Below are 17,002 nucleotides of genomic sequence, written 5' to 3'. Positions count from 1 at the left end.
TTATTGCGTGATATCAGTGACTTGAATGGCTCGTTCGCCCCCCTTTCCGGAGAGGTCAGGTGATCTGGATCACGACACTTTTGCAAGAACTACACTCGATATTTTGCCATATTTGCAACTGCCGCCCGGAGAGGCCGGGGCCGGGTGGAGGATGTTCAGGGCCTTGCTTTTGGCGGTAGGCTGGGGCCCTTCGTGGTGGCGCACCGAACCAGATCGAGGGGGTGGGGCCTGCTGCCGGGGCCCGGCCTCCTTCTCCTCCTCTTCGCCGCGGCCTGCTTCCCCGAGACGGTCTCTCTGGAGGGCCGGAGCTGCGACCCCGAGGGGCGCTGCGTCGAGGGCTGGGTCTGCGACCGGGTGACCTGGGAGTGCGTCTCCTCCACCGCGGGGGACGGCGGCAGCGAGGAGGTCTGCGACGGCCTCGACAACGACCTCGACGGCCTCACCGACGAGGGGCTCCCCGAGGCCAGCCTCTTTCCCGACGGTGACGGAGACGGCTACGGGGCCGACGACGCGCCGCCGCAGACCCTCTGCGTCGGCCGGAGCGGCTGGGTGGATCGGGCCCTGGACTGCGACGACGGGGACGCGGGCCGGCACCCCGGCCTCGCCGACACGGTCGGCGACGGAATCGATCAGAACTGCGACGGCGAGGACGGGGTGGACGCCGACGGGGACGGCCACGCCTCGCTCGAGAGCGGCGGCGACGACTGCCTCGACACCGCGCCCACCTGCGTGGCGGACTGCGTGACCGACTTCGACGGGGACGGCCCGGACTGCGCCGACGACTGCATCGACGGCGACGGGGACGGCTATGGGGTGCGTGGGGGTGCCATCGGCGCGGCCTGCCTCGGGGACGACTGCGACGACCGCTACGCCGCCTGCGTCGCCGATTGCACCGACCTCGACGCGGACCTGATCCCCGACTGCGCCGACCCCTGCCTGGACGTCGATCGGGACGGCTGGGGGCGGACCGGCCACGATCAGAGCGGCTGCGCCGCGCCCGGCGACGACTGCGACGACAGCCCGGGCAACACCTCCGACAGCGACGGCGACAACGCCTGCGACGACGAGGACCTCTGCTGGGGCGTGCGGGATCCGGCGAACCTCGACAGCGACGGCGACTGCCCGGCCGGCCCCCACGCCGCGGACCCGGCCTGCGGCGACGTCTGCGACACCTGCACCGACGTCGATGGCGACGGCTACCCCCGGGCGGGCTCGGCCTCCCCCGGCTGCGCCCAGGCGGCGCGAGACTGCGACGACGACGCCAGCGCCGTCCACCCGGGGCAGGCCGAGAGCTGCAACGGCGTGGACGACGACTGCGACGGCCTCGTCGACGAGGACCTGCGCAACCAGGACACCGACCTCGACGGGATCTGCGACGCGATGGACACCTGCCGGGGGGTCTTCGATCCCACCGGCGCCGACCGGGACGGCGACTGCCCCGCCGGGCCTCACGCCGGCGATCCCCTCTGCGGCGACGTCTGCGACGACGGCGACGGCGACGGCGTGATGGACGCCTGGGATCGCTGCCCCGAGGTGAGCGATCCGCTGCAAGAGGACTCCGACTACCTGGTCGAGGTGCTCGAGAGCTGGAACTTCGAGGCCGGCACCGAGCTCGCCGACTTCACCACCACCGGCGGCGGGTGGGCGGTCACCAGCGGGGTGCTCGAGCAGTCCACCGCCGCGGCCGACGCCAGCGTCCTGTGGAGCAACGGCACCCTGGCCGAGCGCTTCCAGCTGGCCCTCTCGCTGCGGGCCGGCGGCACCGGCGAGGTGGGCGTCTTCCTGGACTACCTCTCCCCGGCCGACTTCCTCCGGGTCGTGCTCGACTGGCGGGGGGACGCCTCGGGCAACGACCTCGACCTGCGCATCGAGCAGAGCGTGGCCGGCACCCTGACCGTCCTCTCCAGCGTGCGGGTCTACAGCCGCGGGCTCGCCAACGACGTCTGGCGGCCGCTGGAGATCCGGGGCGCCGCCGGGACGATCTGGGTGCGGCTCGACTACCTCGCGGCCGGCACGCTGACCTACCTGACCGGGGCGAACGTCGCCCGGCGCAGCGGCACCTTCGGCCTGTGGGCCGACGACATGAGCGGGCTGCGGGTGGACGACCTGGCGCTGCGCACCCTCCCGCTGCGCGACGGGCGGGGGGACGCCTGTGACGTCTGCCCGGACCTGCTGGAGAGCGGCTCGGACTGCGACGGCGACGGGGTGGGGGACGCCTGCGAGGCGACGCCCCCGGCCGACAGCGACGGGGACGGAGTGGCCGACGCCTGCGACCTCTGCTGGTCCGTCGCCGATCCCGCCCAGGACGAGGCGCCCTTCTGCTCGATGGTCGCCCCCTTCTCGAGCGATCCGGGGTGCGGGACGGCCTGCGCCGACTCGGATCGCGACGGAAGGCTCGATCGAGAGGACAACTGCCCTCTGGTGGCCAACCCCGGGCAGGAGGACACCGACCGGCCGGTGGCCACCCTCGACACCCGGACGGACGGCTACCCGACCCGCTGGCTCTTCCTCGGCCCCTGGTCCCGCACCGGCGGCTGCGACACCCTGCCGGCCGTCTACGCGATCTACGCCAGCCGGCCGACGGTGGGCGCCGAGCTCCACGGCCGGCGCTGGGAGGCGGTGGACGACGCGGACGGGATCTACGACTGGCAGGCGGTCTTCAACGGCCTGGGCTGGAGCGGCCGCTATCCCGGCTTCGACAACGTCCACGGCTACGCCTCGCTCTGGTTCGAGCTGCCCGACGACCGCGTCGTGCGCTTCTCCTTCGGTAGCGACGACAGCAGCCAGATCTACGTCGACGGCCGCCTCGTCCACCGGCAGCTCCGCGGCTGCATCGGGGTGGGGGCGGATCGCGAGCGGGTCGATCTCTTGCTCGAGCAGGGCTGGCACCGCCTGATGATCCAGGTCACCGAGGTGGGCGGCGCCTGGGGGCACGCCCTGCGCTTCCTCCACCCGGATGGCAGCCCGATGCAGCTCACCACCTCGGTCGAGGGTCCGGTGGGCGACGGGGTGGGGGACGCCTGCGACGTCTGCCCCGGGATCTTCGATCCCGATCAGGCCGATCGCGACGGCGACGGGCTCGGGGATCGCTGCGATCCCTGCGGCGTGCTGGCGGATGGGTCGAGCCTCGATTCCGACGCCTCGTGCCCCGCGATGCCGTACCTCGGGGATCCGTGGTGCGGTGACGGCTGTCAGTGAGGGCTGCGGGCTACGAGCCGTGAGCTGCGAGCGGAGGGCTTCGAACTCGAAGCTCGTAGCTCGCAGCTCGCAGCCGTCAGCTACTCCCGCGGCGGGGCAGGCGCTGCCGCCTTCACTCCCTGCTTCGCAGCCACGGCGTGCCTCCGCTCCGCCTCGATCTTCGTCCCCTTCACCACCGCCAGCGCCGAGGAGACGTTCACTCCCACGGTGAGGGTCTGCTGATCGTCCTCGAAGGCCTGGGCCATCTTGTTGAAGTTGCGCGAGGCGGTCGTGTAGTAGATGAGCGTCTCGTCCTCCTGGAGAGGCACCAGCAGCCAGCGGTTGTAGCTGCCCTTCAGGTCTCCCTTCAGCCAGCGGGCGGCGATCTGCCAGCGCGCCTTCGAGAGCTCGTAGCGGTTGGTGTAGACGGGATTCACCCCGGGCACCTCGATCTCGAAGCGTACGTCGAGGACACCCGGTTTCACCTGCTGCACCTCGGCGCTCACCACCTTGGGCATGATGGCGGGGTAGCGCTCGAAGTCGATGCAGGTCTCCCAGACCGTCTCGATCGGCGCCCGGATGTGGTGGACCGCCAACACGTTCTCGAAGCGCCCCTCCTTCTCGGTGACCGAGACGACCGGCCCCTTGGTCAGCAGGTCCATCAGGCTCTGCGCCCGGGCCGGGGCCGGAGCGGCGAGGATCACGCAGAGGAGAGCGAAGAGGGTCCCCTTGGTAGGCATGGCTCCATCCTACCGCCTCGGGGCCCTTGAATACCTTTGCCTACACCCGCGTCGGCACTCTGCAGACAGCAAAAGGAGTCCGACCATGAAGAACCTCTCTCATCGACATCTTGCCCTCCTGACCCTCCTCGTCGCACCGGCCCTCGCCCTCCCGGCGGTGGCGAGCGCTGGCGGCCGCGGCCAGCGCCCCGAGCAGCGAGCCGATCGGGAGAGGCCCGGCAATGGCCAGGCCCGCGGCCAGGGGAACGCCCGTGGCCGCAACGACCGGGACCGCTGGGACGACCGTGACGAGCGTGACGAGCAACGCGAGGCCGGGCGCGAGGAGCGCCGGGAAGAGCAGCGCGAGTGGCGCGAGCGCGAGCGTCGCCGTCAGGCCCGCGAGGCCGAGCGCTGGGCGGAGGCCGAGCGCCAGCGCCAGGAGGCCGAGGCGGCCCGCCAGCGGGAGGCCGCGCGCCTCGCCCGCCAGCGGGAGGCCACGCGCCGGGCCCGGCAGCGGGCACGGGCGGCCGAGGCCGAGCTCGAGCGGCAGCGCGAGCTGGAGCGCCAGTGGCTGGCCCGGCAGCGGGCGCAGCGGCACAGCTACGGCTTCGCCGTGGCCCAGCCCGCCCCCCGCGTGGCGCCGGTCACCCTGGGCTTCTCCACCACCGTCACCACCTGCCCCGGGGACCCCTGGCACTGGATCGACCTGGTCCCCTCGGCCGAGCCGGCGAGGGCGCAGCGCCACTGCACCGAAATCTACTCGCCGACCTCGCCCACCGACGGCTGGGTCACGTGGCGCCATCCCAACGGCGGGGTCGCCCTCCAGGCCTACTTCCGCGGCGGCGTGGTCGACGGCTGGATGACCCGCTACCACGAGAACGGCCAGGTCTCCCTGCGGGCCTACTACCGCAACGGGGTCATCGATGGCTTCCTCACCCGCTACTTCCCGAGCGGGCAGGTGGCCGAGAAGGGCTACTTCCGTAACGGCGTGAGGGACGGCTGGTTCACCGCCCGCTTCCGGGACGGCCGCATTCGCTTCCGCGGCTACTACCGGCAGGGGCGGCCCGACGGCTGGATGGACAGCTGACTGGTCGGGGGGAGCACCGCTCCCCCCGACACCCCCCAGCTGGAGCCGGTGGAGCACAGGACCGCTGTGCTCCGCCGGCTGGGCGCCGCCTCCGCACGCTTCCGACGCCAGCAGAAGACGGGGTGTTCCTCCCCGCAGAAGGCCGCGGCCGAGTCCTCCACTCGGTCGCGGCCTTCGCCTTTTTTTGGCGCTCTGGCTCAGTTGTGGGGGGCGCCGCAGTTCTTGCAGGCCTTGGCCGTGCCCTCGTTGGTGGCGTCGCAGTACTCGCACTTCCACGCCTGCGCCGCGGCCGCGGCGGGGGCGGCGGTGCCAGCGGCCGCCGGGGCGCCGGCCGGAGCCGGAGCACCCGCAGCCGCGCCAGCGGCGGTGGCGCCCGCGGCGGCACCTGCGGCGGGGACGGCCGCCGGAGCCTGGGCGGGCAGGTTGGCGGCGGCCTTCTGCTTCCGCTTGAAGTTCGCCTCGAGGGTCGAGAGGTTCTTCTCGACGCTGTCGAGGTCGCGCTTCACCTTCTCGAGCAGCGCGGTGGCGGCGTTCACGTCCGGGGCGCCGGCCTTCAGGGTCGCGTCGACGCCGGTCAGGATGCGGTTGCCGTCGTCGATGGCCGCCTTGGCGGACATCCGGTCGGCCTCGTCGAAGGTCAGGCCGCCGACCCGCACCAGGTTCTGGCGGATCTTGGTCGTGCGCTGCTCGAGGCCCTTGAGGATCCCGAGGAAGCCCCCGGAGACGGCCTTGTTGGCCTCGGCCATCTTCTCGATCTTGGCCTTCTCGTCGGCGATCCCGGCGGCCTCGGCCCAGGCCTTCTCGCCCTCGGCGATCCGCGCCTTGATGGGGGCGCTGAAGGCCGGGTAGAGCACCGCGAGCTGATCGGCGGCGGCCTTGTTCGAGGTCCAGGCCTTGCTCTCCCCCTCGACGCTCTTGGAGCAGCCGGTGAGGAGAAGGGCAGAGGCGACGAGCAGGGCGGAAAGGGAGCGGGCGAGGCGGGCCATCGAGGAATCCCTCCAGGAGTGTCGGTGAGTGGGATCCTCCTTGTAGAGGAGGCCCGCCCTCCGGGTAAACCTGGCCGGTCCCGCGGGCCGCCCGATCAGAGGAAGTGGGCGCCCGTCCACACCGCGGCCCCCAGGCTCACCGCGCCGAGCGCGAAGCGCTTCACGTCGGAGAGGGTCGCGCGGGTGACCGCGTCGGTGCGCAGCCCGCCGAAGCGGGTCACGTCGACGTAGCGCGCCACGATCGTCATCGCGAGCAGCGCCCAGAAGGCGACGCTCACCGGGGAGAGCAGGGAGGGGTCGTCCCGGATGATCATGAAGAGGCAGGCGATGGCGGCGATCTGGCCGCCGAGCATCCAGTAGAGGCGCAGCAGCACGCCGGTCAGGGTGGCGGGAGGGACAGGGGTCTCTTGCTCTCTCATGGAGAACCTCGCTGGTGAAATCGGAGGGCGGCCCGACCCTCCGTGTTCGACCTGCGACGGTGAGAGCACCGTGCACCCATTCCCAACCTAGGACGGACGACGTGTTCCGCAACCGCGGACCTCGCCGACCCGGTGGAGAGTCCTCAGCGCGTACGGCCGAGATCGAGGATGCGTTGGATCAGGCGGGGGTAGGGTAGGCCGGCTCTCGCGGCGGAGACCGCGAGATCCTCGTCCCGGGAGATGTCGGGGTTGGGGTTGGCCTCGAGGAAGTAGAGGACCCCCTCCTTCGAGAGGCGGAAGTCCAGCCGGGCGTAGCCCGAGAGGCCCAGCGCCCGGTAGAGGCGGCGGCAGATCCGGGGCAGCCGCCGCGCGATCTCCTCGGGGAGGTCGCGCGCCTCTCCACTCTGGATGCCGAGCTTCTCCTGGTAGGCCACGTCCCACTTCGCCTTGCGGGTGGCGATCAGCGGCTGATCCTCGGCCTTCTTCTCGAAGACCAGCTCCCAGGTGGGCAGGACCGTGAGCCGATCGTTGCCCAGCACCCCCACGTAGAGCTCGCGGCCGGGGATGAACTCCTCGGCCATCACCTCGATGTCCCAGCGCTCCCGCATGAAGTCGATGCGGGCGGCCAGCGCGTCGTCGTCGTGGACGATCGAGGCCTTGGCGATCCCCAGGGAGGCGTCGTCGATGGGGGACTTCACGATGAGGGGGAAGCCCATCCGGGCGGGCCGGCGCACCTTGCGGCCCCGGCGGACGATGAAGAAGTCCGGCACCCGCACCCGATGCCAGGCGGCGAGCTTCTTCGAGAGCGCCTTGTCCCGGGAGAGCACCAGGCCCCGGGGGTCGCAGCCGGTGTACGAGGCCCCCAGCAGCTCCAGGTAGGAGACGACGTTCTGGTCCCAGAGCACCTCGCCGGCGAAGGCCTCGAGGAGGTTGAGGACGACGTCGGGCTGGAAGCGCTCGACCCCGTCGCGGATCGGGCGCAGGTCGTCGTCGATGCCGAGCACCTCCAGCTCGTGCCCCAGCTCGCGCACCGCCGAGAGGACGTGGTGCTCCATCTTCCAGACCTGGCCGATGGCCAGCTCGTCGGTCGCGCCCTCCGGGGGGAGGATCTCGCGGTGGCAGAGGGCCAGGATGCGCCGGCGCTTCATAGCGGGTGCTTGTGGGGGCGTCCGTAGAAGTACTGCAGGGTCCGGACGGTGAGGAGGATCGCGAACTCGGTGAGGGTCTCCTCCTGGCCGTGGCGCAGGTGGAGCCCCAGCTCCTGGCAGCGCCCGATCATGTCCCGGAAGACCTGCTCGAGGGTGTACTGGTTCTCGCCGGTCCAGCGGTTGATCCGCTTGCGCAGGGTGTTCTTGTGGCGGCGCAGGAAGACCGAGGCCCGGGGCCGGCGGCGGTGCTGCTCCTCGTCGGAGAAGAGCTGCAGCAGGTCGCGGTCGTAGATGCTGGGGAAGGAGCGGCCGTAGTGGGCCTGGCGACGCTGGTAGAACTCCGCCAGGGTCAGGGGGTTCTTCTGGGCCGGCTCGACCCGCCTGCGGCTCGGGTGGGGCACGCCCCGGCCGGCCAGCTCGCCCATGAGCTCGTCGACGTACGCGAGCTTCTCCAGGGCCGGCCAGCCCTCGTAGCGTCGCCGCCAGCGCCGCCGCCGGTGCAACCCTTAGGCGTGTTGAACGGCGTGGCCCAGCTCGTGCCGCAGCAGGCGGTCGCACCAGCGCTTGTTGCCGCCCTCCACCTCCAACATCATCGAGCGCTCCAGGCGCATCAGCCGGGGGTGGGCCAGGTAGAAGGGGATGGCCACCCCCGAGACCCCGGCGGGGCAGAACCACTCGTCGGAGAGCCAGAAGTGGGGCTTCAGGCGCAGCCCCCGCTCCGCCAGCTCGGCGCTGACGCTCTCGATCCGGGGCTCGAGCCAGGTGCCCTCCAGGGTGAGGCCGAGCTCCTTGATGGGCCACTCGAGGAGATCCCGATCGGAGAGCTTCGCCCAGGGGAAGCGGCCTCGGGGCCGGGAGCGGGCTGTGCGGGCCGCCACCGTCGCGCTCCTAGCCGTGCACCAGGAGTTCGAGGAAGAGGGTGGCCGTGCCCAGGTAGATCACGATGCCGGTGAGGTCGACGGCGGTGGTCACGAAGGGGCCGGCGGCGATGGCGGGATCGATGTTGAGCCGCTTGAAGGTCGCCGGGGCCAGGGTGCCGATGGTCGTCGCGGCGGTCATGGAGCTGACCATGGCCAGGCCCACCACCACCCCCAGGATCGGATCGCCCTGCCAGACCCAGGCCACCCCGGCGACCAGCAGCCCGCAGGCCAGCCCCATCGTCACGCCGACCAGCAGCTCCTTGAGGAACACCTTGTTGATGTTCTCGTCATCGACGCGGCCGGTGGCGAAGCCGCGGGTGATGATGGTGCTGGACTGGATGCCCACGTTGCCGCCCATGCCCATGATGGCCGGGATGAAGAAGGTCAGCGCCAGGACCTCGTCGAGGGTGCCCTTGAAGATCGAGATCAGGACGCCGGTGGCCACCGTGCCCAGGAGGGTCACGGCCAGCCAGGGCAGGCGCATCGCCGAGACCTTCAGGATCCGGTCCGAGTAGACCAGGTCCTCCTCCGAGGCGCCGACCATCCGCATGAGGTCCTCGTCGGCCTCGGCCTCGAGGACGTCGAAGATGTCGTCGTGGACGATGCGGCCGAGGAGGCGCCCCTGCGCGTCGACCACCGGCAGGGTGACCAGGTCGTACTTGGCGAAGAGGGCCGCGACCTCCTCCTGGTCCACCTCGGGGGTGACCCGGAACTGCGCCGGCTGCATCACCGAGGCGATGCTCACCGAGTCGTCGGTGAGGGCCAGGGTCGCCAGGGGCACCTGCCCCATGAGGCTCTCGGTGTCGTCGGTGATGTAGATCCGGTGGAGGTGTTCCCCATCTTCGGGGTCCAGGCGGCGGATGACCGCGATCGCCTCGCCCACGGTGGCGCTGGAGCGCACGGCGGCGAGCTCGGCCTGCATGATGCCGCCGGCGGTGTCCTCCTCGTACTGCAGGAGGCGCTCGACCGCGGCGCCCTCTTCGGGCTCGGAGCGCTTGAGGGCCGCGACCAGGCGAGTCCGGACCTTCTCCGGGAAGTGCGCCAGGAGGTCGGTGGCGTCGTCCGAGTCCATGTAGGACATCAGGCCGGCCAGGCGCTCGTTCGAGAGGTACTCGATCAGGTCGTCCTCGACGCCGCCCTCGACCTCGGCCAGCACGTGGGCCAGGCTGGGCTCGGGGAGCAGCTCCAGGACCCGGGGCCAGTGATCCTCGGGGTCGATCTCCCCGAGCAGATCGGCGACGTCGGCCGGGTGCAGGAGGCGCAGGAGGTTCGAGAGCTCCTCCTCCGGAGCCTTGGCGACGTACTCGCCGAGGTCGTCGACCGAGGGCAGGGCGGTCAGCTCGTCCGCCTGCTGGGGCAGGGCCTGCTCCTCGGCCGTCTGGTGATCGTGCACTCCCATCCCGAGGATGCGAGATACCACGGCAAGCGGGGGCGCCGCCTCCCCTTGCGGAGACCTCCCTCGCCGGTTGCCGGCCCTGGCTGCGTCGAGGTATCGTGCTCCGGTTGGAGGACATGGGTCGCAAGCCCATGGAATCAGGCCGGAAATTTCTTTTGAATGCAGGTCCTGCTCGACCGTCGAAGATCTCGGTCGAGCTGTCTCCTTCAGGCATGGCTGGCGAAGAGAGCGGATGGAGCTCGACGACAAGCAACTGGTGACGCGGGCGCAGGCAGGGGACCGGCACGCGTTCGAAGCCCTGGTGCGCAAGTACCAGCGGCGGATCTTCCGGCTGGCCTACGGGATGCTCAAGAACCAGGAAGACGCGATGGACGTGGCGCAGGACGCCTTCGTCCGGGTGCACCAGCACCTCGACCGCTTCAAGGGAGACGCGGCCTTCTACACCTGGCTCTACCGGATCACCACGAACCTCTGCATCGACCGGATCCGCCGCAACCGGGGCGAGCAGGTCGAGTACGAGGACGGGCTGGCCCGGGAGGACCACACGGCCTCCGAGCTGGGCCTGCGGCGGCCCGCGGCGGCCACCAACCCGGCCAAGGCGACCCTGCGCCACGAGCTGGGAGAGCAGATCGCCGCCGCCCTGGCCGAGCTGCCGGAGAAGCACCGCGAGATCCTCCTCCTGCGCGAGATCGAGGGCCTCTCCTACGAGGAGCTCGCCCAGACCCTCGAGATCAAGAAGGGCACGGTGATGAGCCGGCTCTTCCACGCCCGCAAGAAGATGCAGGCCATCCTGGCCAGCTACCTCTCCCCCGAGGAGCTCGCCCGGCTGCAGGGCGACCCGGCCAAGGAGACGGCCTGAAGAATCCCGAAATTTGATCTGAATCTCCTTACTTAGGACGCGTCCGAACCTGTGACATGAGCGAGAACCCCCTCAACGAGAACGAGCAGCGCCTGATCGCCTACTTCGACGGTGAGCTGCCCGAGGCCGAGGCCCGCGAGGTCGAGGCCTATCTCGAGGAGCACCCCGAGGCCGTCGAGGCCCTCGCGAGCTTCTCCCTGGTCCACGGCGCCCTCGCCTCGGCCGGGGACGCCTGGGAGGAGGGGGTCGACTTCGAGGGCTTCTCGGCGGCGGTGATGGCCCGGATCCCGGAAGAGCAGGGGGCGAAGCGCCCGGCGGACACCCGGGAGGAGCAGCCGGGCCTCTGGGCGACCTTCGTCGCCTGGCTCGCCGGCCACCCGGCCTTCGCCGCCGCGGCCACCGTGATGGTGGTCCTCGGCGCCGGCTCGGTGCTCTACCTGAACACCCCTGGCTCCCACATCGGCCCGATGCCGGCGTTTCAGCTGAAGGGGGGCGCGACGCAGATCGAGGATCTCTCCTTCGAGTCGGGCTCGGCCGTGGTCTACAAGACCGAGAGCGACGTCACCATCGTCTGGCTCACCGAGGACGACTCCTGATGCTGCGCCGCCGCGCCCTCCTCGCCCTCGTGGCGACCGCCTTCCTCCTCGCCCCCCTCTCGGCCCTGGCCCAGGAGGAGGTGAAGGTCACGGTCCACGTGATCCACGCCTCGAAGAAGAAGGGGAAGGTCGACGAGCGCCTCGCGCAGCTCGAGAAGGAGCTGACCGACTTCGGCTTCAAGTCCTACATCCTCCTGCGGGCGCAGGAGATGAAGCTGCCGCTCGCCACCAGCGGCCAGGTCGAGCTTCCGGGCGACCGCCGGCTGGTCGTCACCCCGCTCTCCCGGGACGAGGATGGCAAGCTGAAGCTCCAGGTGGTCATCGAGGGCGTGGTGGACACCACCATCAACATCAAGGACGGCGCCTCGATCCTCTTCGGAGGGCTCAAGCACGAGGGCGGCCGCCTGATGGTGGCGATCACCCAGTCGGCGATCTGACCTCGGCGCCCCGGTGATAGGGTCCGGGGCCATGGCAACGCCCTTCAAGAAGCTGCTCGTCGCCAACCGGGGTGAGATCGCGATCCGGATCTTCCGGGCCGCCACCGAGCTGGATCTCTCCACCGTGGCCATCTACGCCTGGGAGGACCGCCTCTCCCTCCACCGCTACAAGGCCGACGAGGCCTGGCAGATCGGCGGGCAGGGCGCGCCGCTGGGAGCGTACCTCGATCAGGAGGCCATCCTCGCGCTGGCGCTGGAGCGGGGCGTCGATGCGATCCACCCGGGCTACGGCTTCCTCTCGGAGAACGCCGCCTTCGCCCGCGCCTGCGACGAGGCCGGGATCGTCTTCATCGGCCCCCCCGCCGACGCCATCGCCGCCCTGGGCGACAAGGTCACCGCCCGCAACCTGGCCGTGGAGGCCGGGGTGCCGGTGATCCCCGGGACCGAGGCGCCCCTGGCGAGCGTGGAGGAGGCGCGGACCTTCGCCGCCGGGGTGGGCTACCCGGTGATGCTCAAGGCCGCTCACGGCGGCGGCGGCCGGGGGATGCGGCAGGTCTTCGCCGAGGCCGAGCTGGCGGAGGCCTACGGCGCGGCCGAGCGCGAGGCCCTCGGGGCCTTCGGCCGGGGCGAGCTCTTCCTCGAGAAGCTGGTGCAGCGCCCCCGGCACATCGAGGTGCAGATCCTCGGCGACCGGCAGGGCAACCTGATCCACCTCTTCGAGCGCGACTGCTCGGTGCAGCGCCGCCACCAGAAGGTGGTGGAGGTCGCCCCGGCGGTGGGGCTCGATCCGACCGTGCGGGAGGCGCTCTACGCCTCGGCCCTGAACATCGCGAAGGCCTCCGGCATGGCCAACGCGGCCACCGTCGAGTTCCTCGTCGATGGCGAGGACCCCACGCGCTACTACTTCATCGAGGTGAACCCCCGGCTCCAGGTCGAGCACACCATCACCGAGATGATCACCGGGGTCGACATCGTCCAGTCCCAGATCCGGCTGGCCGAGGGGCGCAGCCTCGAGGAGCTGGGCCTGGGTGACGCCTCGAAGATCGGCTACCGGGGCGCGGCCATCCAGGCCCGGGTCACCACCGAGGATCCCCGCAACGGCTTCGCGCCGGACACCGGCCACATCAGCGCCTACCGCTCGGCCGCGGGCACCGGCATCCGCCTCGACGTGGGCATCGCCGGCGCCGGGGCGGCCATCACCCCCTACTACGACTCCCTCCTGGTGAAGGTCTCGGCCTTCGCCCTCTCCCACGCCGAGGCCGCCCGCAAGCTGCGCCGCTCCCTGGAGGAGTTCCGGATCCGGGGCGTGCAGACCAACATCCCCTTCGTCGACAACATCCTCTCTCACCCGCAGTTCCTCGCCGGGACGATCGACACCGGCTTCGTCGAGCGGACGAAGGCGCTCTTCGAGTTCCCGCGCCGGCGCAACCGGGCCGAGCGGGTGCTGCGGGCCCTCGCCGACACCATCGTCAACGGGCCGCCCGCCTCCGAGGGCCCGCTGACGCCGCCGGCGGTGCGGGTCACGCCGACCCTGCCGCCCGAGCTCCCGATCGGGAAGCGCGAGACCTACAAGGCGCTCCTCGACGCCCAGGGCCCGGAGGCGGTGGCCCGGCGGGTGAAGGAGGCCTCGCGCCTGCTCGTCACCGACACCACCTTCCGGGACGCGCACCAGTCGCTCATCGCGACCCGGATGCGCACCTACGACATGGAGCGGGTCGCCGCCCAGACCGACCAGCGCCTCGGGGCGGGCGGCCTCGAGGGCGCCTTCAGCGTGGAGTGCTGGGGCGGCGCGACCTTCGACGTGGCCTTCCGCTTCCTGAAGGAGAACCCCTGGGAGCGCCTGCGCCGCCTGCGCAAGAGGATGCCCGGCACCCTCCTGCAGATGCTCCTGCGGGGCAGCAACGCCGTGGGCTACGCCAACTACCCCGAGAACGTGGTCCGGCGCTTCGTCGAGCTGGCCGCGCGCGAGGGGATCGACGTCTTCCGGATCTTCGACTGCTTCAACCAGCTCGAGGCGATGAAGGTCTCCATCGACGAGGTGCGCAAGGCCGGCAAGATCGCCGAGGTCTGCGTCTGCTTCACCTCGGATCCCTTCGACTCCAGCCGGCCCCTCTACGACCTCGACTACTACAAGCGCAAGGCGGAGGAGGTGACGGCCGCCGGCGCCCACATCATCGCCATCAAGGACATGGCCGGCCTGGCCCGCCCCCGGGCGGCGCGGGCGGTGGTCGAGGCCATCGCGTCGGTGACCGACCTGCCGATCCACTTCCACACCCACGACACCGCGGGCAACGGCGTCGCCTCCATGCTCGCCGCCGCCGAGGCCGGGGTGGACGTCATCGACGGCGCCATCGCCTCGATGAGCGGCCTGACCTCCCAGCCCAGCCTCAACGCCATCGTCGCCGCGCTGCAGGGGAGCGACCGCTGCCCTCAGCTCGATCTCGATCATCTGCAGGAGCTCTCGGACTACTGGGAGGCGGTGCGGACCACCTACGCTCCCTTCGAGTCCGGGCTGATGGCCTCCACCACCGACATCTACGCCCACGAGATCCCCGGCGGGCAGTACTCGAACCTCAAGCCCCAGGCCTTCGCCGTGGGCCTGGCCGAGCAGTGGGGGGAGGTGCGCGAGCGCTACCGCGAGGTGAACTTCGCCCTGGGCGACCTCATCAAGGTGACGCCCTCCTCCAAGGTGGTCGGTGACTTCGCCCTCTGGCTGGTGAAGCAGGAGCTGACCGTGAAGGAGCTCCTCGAGAGCGAGCAGAGCTACGACTTCCCCGAGTCGCTCATCGGCTTCTTCGACGGCGCCATCGGCATCCCCGAGGGAGGCTTCCCCGACGGCCTGCGGCGGCGGGTCCTCGGCGAGGCCTGCGGTCCGGCCCCCACCCAGATGCGGGCGGCCCGGATGGAGCCCTACGACTACGCGGCGGCCCGCAAGGAGCTCGAGCGCCTCTACGGGGGTCCGATCGACGACGCCCTGGAGGTCTCCTACGCCCTCTACCCCAAGGTGGTGAGGGACTACCTCGCCTACCGGACCGACAACGCCGACACCAGCCGGCTGGACTCGGACACCTTCTTCTACGGGCTGGCCGAGGGGCGCGAGATCCTGGTCGACATCGAGCCGGGCAAGTCGCTGATCATCTTCCGCACCGCGGTCTCCGAGCTGCGGCCCGACGGGATGCGGCAGGTGCACTTCAACCTCAACGGCCAGCCCCGGGCGACCCTGGTCGAGGACCGCAGCGCCGGCCTTGATCAGGCCCGCCGCCCCAAGGTCGATCCCACCGACGAGCGGCAGGTCGGGGCGCCCATGCCCGGCAACGTCGTCTCGGTGGCGGCGAAGGTCGGGGTCCCGGTGGCCGAGGGCGACCCCCTCATGGTCCTGGAGGCGATGAAGCTCGAGACCACCCTGCGGGCCCCCCGGGCCGGTACGATCACCGAGCTGCTCGTGCGGGCCGGCGAGCGGGTCGACGTGGCCGACCACGTCGTGACCATCGAGTAGGGGTCATTCACGGACCCGTGGTCCATCCCCCGGACCGATGGTCCCCGGCTACACCCTCGAACCCCTCGAAATGACGAGGCCGAGTAGGGCGGCACGCGCCATGAAGCGCCGGGCGCCCCTTGCGTGGCCTCACCCCCACCGAGCCGGAGCACCCCTACCGTCCCCGCGCCCCGGCCCTCGGCCTCCTCCACCGCGTGGTGCGCACCCACCTCGCGGCCTTCCGGGAGCTGCGCCCCGACCTCCCCTTCCACGTCGTCCAGGCCTTCGAGGATTTCCTGGCTTGCGGCCTCCTCCCCAACGGCTTCGCCCGACTGCAGTGCTGCCAGTGCCGTCACGACAAGCTCCTGCCCTTCTCGTGCAAGGGAAGGCTCTGTCCGAGCTGCAACGGCCGCCGGATGTACGAGACCGCCGCCCACCTGGTCGACCGGGTCCTGCCGCCGGCCCCCTACCGTCAGTGGGTGCTCTCCCTGCCGAAGCGCGTGCGCTACCTCCTGGTCACCCGCAGGGAGCTGGTCGCACCGGTCCATGCGGTCTTCGTGCGGACGCTCTACGCCTGGTTCCGAAAGCGTGCTCGGGCCCAGGGCGTGAAGAACCCCCTCTGCGGCGCCGTCACCTGCCTCCAGCGCTTCGGCGACGCCATCAATCTCAATCTGCACTTCCACAGCTTCCTCCCGGACGGGGTCTTCGTCCGCGAGGCCGACACCGCGCCTCTCGTCTTCCACAGCCTCTGGCCGCCCACGGTCGAGGACCTCGATGTGCTGGTGCGGAAGCTCTGGCGGAAGATCGGCAGGAAGCTGAAGGACCTCGGCGCCTGGGAGCCCGAACTCGAGGACGAGCTCGATCCCGAACGCCACGCTCTGGGCCGCGCCATCTCCGAGCAGCTCGTCGCCTTCGATCCCGACGACGACCCCTTCGAGCGCAAGGGGCTCTCGGCATTTCACCTCGGCTACAGCCTCCACGCCGGGGTCGCGGTCGAGTCCCACGACCGGGATGGCCTCGAGCGCGTCCTGCGCTACGGGCTGCGCCCGCCCTTCGCGGAGGGCCGTCTGGAGGAGGGGCCGGCGGGAGAGCTCTACTATCGGCTGCGTAAGCCCCTGTCGGACGGCCGCACGCACCTCCTCCTCGATCCGCTGGAGCTGCTGGGCCGTCTGGCCAACCTCGTCCCCCCGAAGGGGCAGAATCTGGTGCGCTACCACGGGGTCTTCGCCCCCAACTCGAAGCACCGGCACGCCCTGGCTCTCCTGGCGGCGAAGGCCACGGCCGAGCTGCCCTACCGGACCCCGTCTCCTCCCGGGTACCCCCCGCTCCCCCTGAAGGCGCCACCGGCGAGTATCGCGAAGCAGGGCAGGGAGACCGAGGCTCCGATCGAGGTCCGCCCCCGGAGACTCGGCTGGGCCGAGCTCCTGAAGCGGGTCTTCCGGGCCGACGTGACGACCTGCGAGAGGTGCGGAGGCCGGGTCGAGGTCCTGGCCGTGATCACCGACCCCAAGGTGATCCGCCGCATCCTCGTGCACCTCCACCTGGCCACCACTCCACCGGTCCGGGGCAGCGTCACCCTTGGAGCGAGAGGCCCGCCCGGCCGCGCCCTCGACGAGGGCCCCTCCATCGACGACCTCCTGATGGACGAGCAGCCCTGAAGGCCCCAAGAGCCGGTGGCCCGAAGGGCCGCCGTGCGTCCGCGAACGCCGAGTTCGCAGCGACGAACCACCCAGGTCCCCTGGTGAGGCCCCGAGGCCACCATTCTACGGTAGACTGGAGCCTC

Annotated in this window: 14 protein-coding genes; 7 read left to right on the top strand and 7 right to left on the bottom strand. The window is 71.0% G+C overall.

Annotated elements, in window-relative coordinates; genetic code table 11:
• Window positions 1-195: 195 nt before the first annotated feature.
• The gene (locus tag P1V51_24090; protein ID MDF1566134.1) at window positions 196-3,198 is read left to right on the top strand and encodes a putative metal-binding motif-containing protein; all 3,003 of its coding nucleotides are present in this window, start codon (window positions 196-198) and stop codon (window positions 3,196-3,198) included.
• An 80-nt stretch (window positions 3,199-3,278) separates the two neighbouring features.
• Here P1V51_24090 and P1V51_24085 read toward each other — a convergent pair whose 3' ends face one another.
• Window positions 3,279-3,917 carry an SRPBCC family protein gene (locus P1V51_24085; GenBank protein MDF1566133.1) on the bottom strand — a complete coding sequence of 213 codons (639 nt, stop codon included), beginning with the start codon at window positions 3,915-3,917 and terminating at the stop codon, window positions 3,279-3,281.
• 85 nt (window positions 3,918-4,002) lie between these two features.
• Here P1V51_24085 and P1V51_24080 point away from each other — a divergent pair, with 85 nt between their 5' ends.
• Window positions 4,003-4,983, top strand: a complete 981-nt coding sequence (locus P1V51_24080; protein MDF1566132.1) for a hypothetical protein — start codon at window positions 4,003-4,005, stop codon at window positions 4,981-4,983.
• A gap of 197 nt (window positions 4,984-5,180) precedes the next feature.
• Here P1V51_24080 and P1V51_24075 read toward each other — a convergent pair whose 3' ends face one another.
• From P1V51_24075 to mgtE, 6 genes are all read right to left on the bottom strand, one after another.
• On the bottom strand, window positions 5,181-5,969 hold the full coding sequence (locus P1V51_24075) for a hypothetical protein (GenBank protein MDF1566131.1): 789 nt from the start codon (window positions 5,967-5,969) through the stop codon (window positions 5,181-5,183).
• Between the two features lie 95 nt (window positions 5,970-6,064).
• Entirely contained in the window at window positions 6,065-6,388 is a 324-nt protein-coding gene (locus P1V51_24070) for a hypothetical protein (protein ID MDF1566130.1), read from the bottom strand.
• Between the two features lie 143 nt (window positions 6,389-6,531).
• A complete protein-coding gene (locus P1V51_24065; GenBank protein ID MDF1566129.1) occupies window positions 6,532-7,536 on the bottom strand; it encodes a D-alanine--D-alanine ligase in 1,005 nt (334 codons plus the stop codon).
• Window positions 7,533-8,039 (bottom strand): hypothetical protein, encoded by a 507-nt coding sequence (locus P1V51_24060; GenBank protein MDF1566128.1) that lies wholly within the window; start codon window positions 8,037-8,039, stop codon window positions 7,533-7,535. Before P1V51_24060 ends, P1V51_24065 begins: the two co-directional genes overlap by 4 nt.
• A 3-nt stretch (window positions 8,040-8,042) precedes the next feature.
• Window positions 8,043-8,414, bottom strand: coding sequence for a hypothetical protein (locus P1V51_24055; GenBank protein MDF1566127.1), 372 nt, complete (start codon window positions 8,412-8,414; stop codon window positions 8,043-8,045).
• A gap of 10 nt (window positions 8,415-8,424) precedes the next feature.
• Window positions 8,425-9,855: a magnesium transporter gene (gene mgtE / locus P1V51_24050; GenBank protein MDF1566126.1), complete on the bottom strand. Its 1,431-nt coding sequence runs from the start codon at window positions 9,853-9,855 to the stop codon at window positions 8,425-8,427.
• A gap of 229 nt (window positions 9,856-10,084) precedes the next feature.
• Here mgtE and P1V51_24045 point away from each other — a divergent pair, with 229 nt between their 5' ends.
• The 5 genes from P1V51_24045 to P1V51_24025 all read left to right on the top strand — a co-directional run bounded on the left by P1V51_24045 (window position 10,085) and on the right by P1V51_24025 (window position 16,877).
• Entirely contained in the window at window positions 10,085-10,711 is a 627-nt protein-coding gene (locus P1V51_24045; protein MDF1566125.1) for a sigma-70 family RNA polymerase sigma factor, read from the top strand.
• 56 nt (window positions 10,712-10,767) lie between these two features.
• Window positions 10,768-11,307: a hypothetical protein gene (locus tag P1V51_24040; GenBank protein MDF1566124.1), complete on the top strand. Its 540-nt coding sequence runs from the start codon at window positions 10,768-10,770 to the stop codon at window positions 11,305-11,307.
• The gene (locus P1V51_24035) at window positions 11,307-11,744 is read left to right on the top strand and encodes a hypothetical protein (protein ID MDF1566123.1); all 438 of its coding nucleotides are present in this window, start codon (window positions 11,307-11,309) and stop codon (window positions 11,742-11,744) included. Before P1V51_24040 ends, P1V51_24035 begins: the two co-directional genes overlap by 1 nt.
• Window positions 11,745-11,775: 31 nt before the next feature.
• Window positions 11,776-15,240, top strand: coding sequence for a pyruvate carboxylase (locus P1V51_24030; protein MDF1566122.1), 3,465 nt, complete (start codon window positions 11,776-11,778; stop codon window positions 15,238-15,240).
• A gap of 119 nt (window positions 15,241-15,359) precedes the next feature.
• Window positions 15,360-16,877, top strand: coding sequence for a transposase (locus P1V51_24025; GenBank protein ID MDF1566121.1), 1,518 nt, complete (start codon window positions 15,360-15,362; stop codon window positions 16,875-16,877).
• Window positions 16,878-17,002: the final 125 nt, after the last annotated feature.

This window comes from Deltaproteobacteria bacterium (genome assembly GCA_029210625.1).
Classification (GTDB): Bacteria; Myxococcota; Myxococcia; order SLRQ01; family SLRQ01; genus JARGFU01.
Note: the sequence above shows the minus strand (reverse complement) of the source record. Positions and strands in the feature narration are given on the sequence as shown.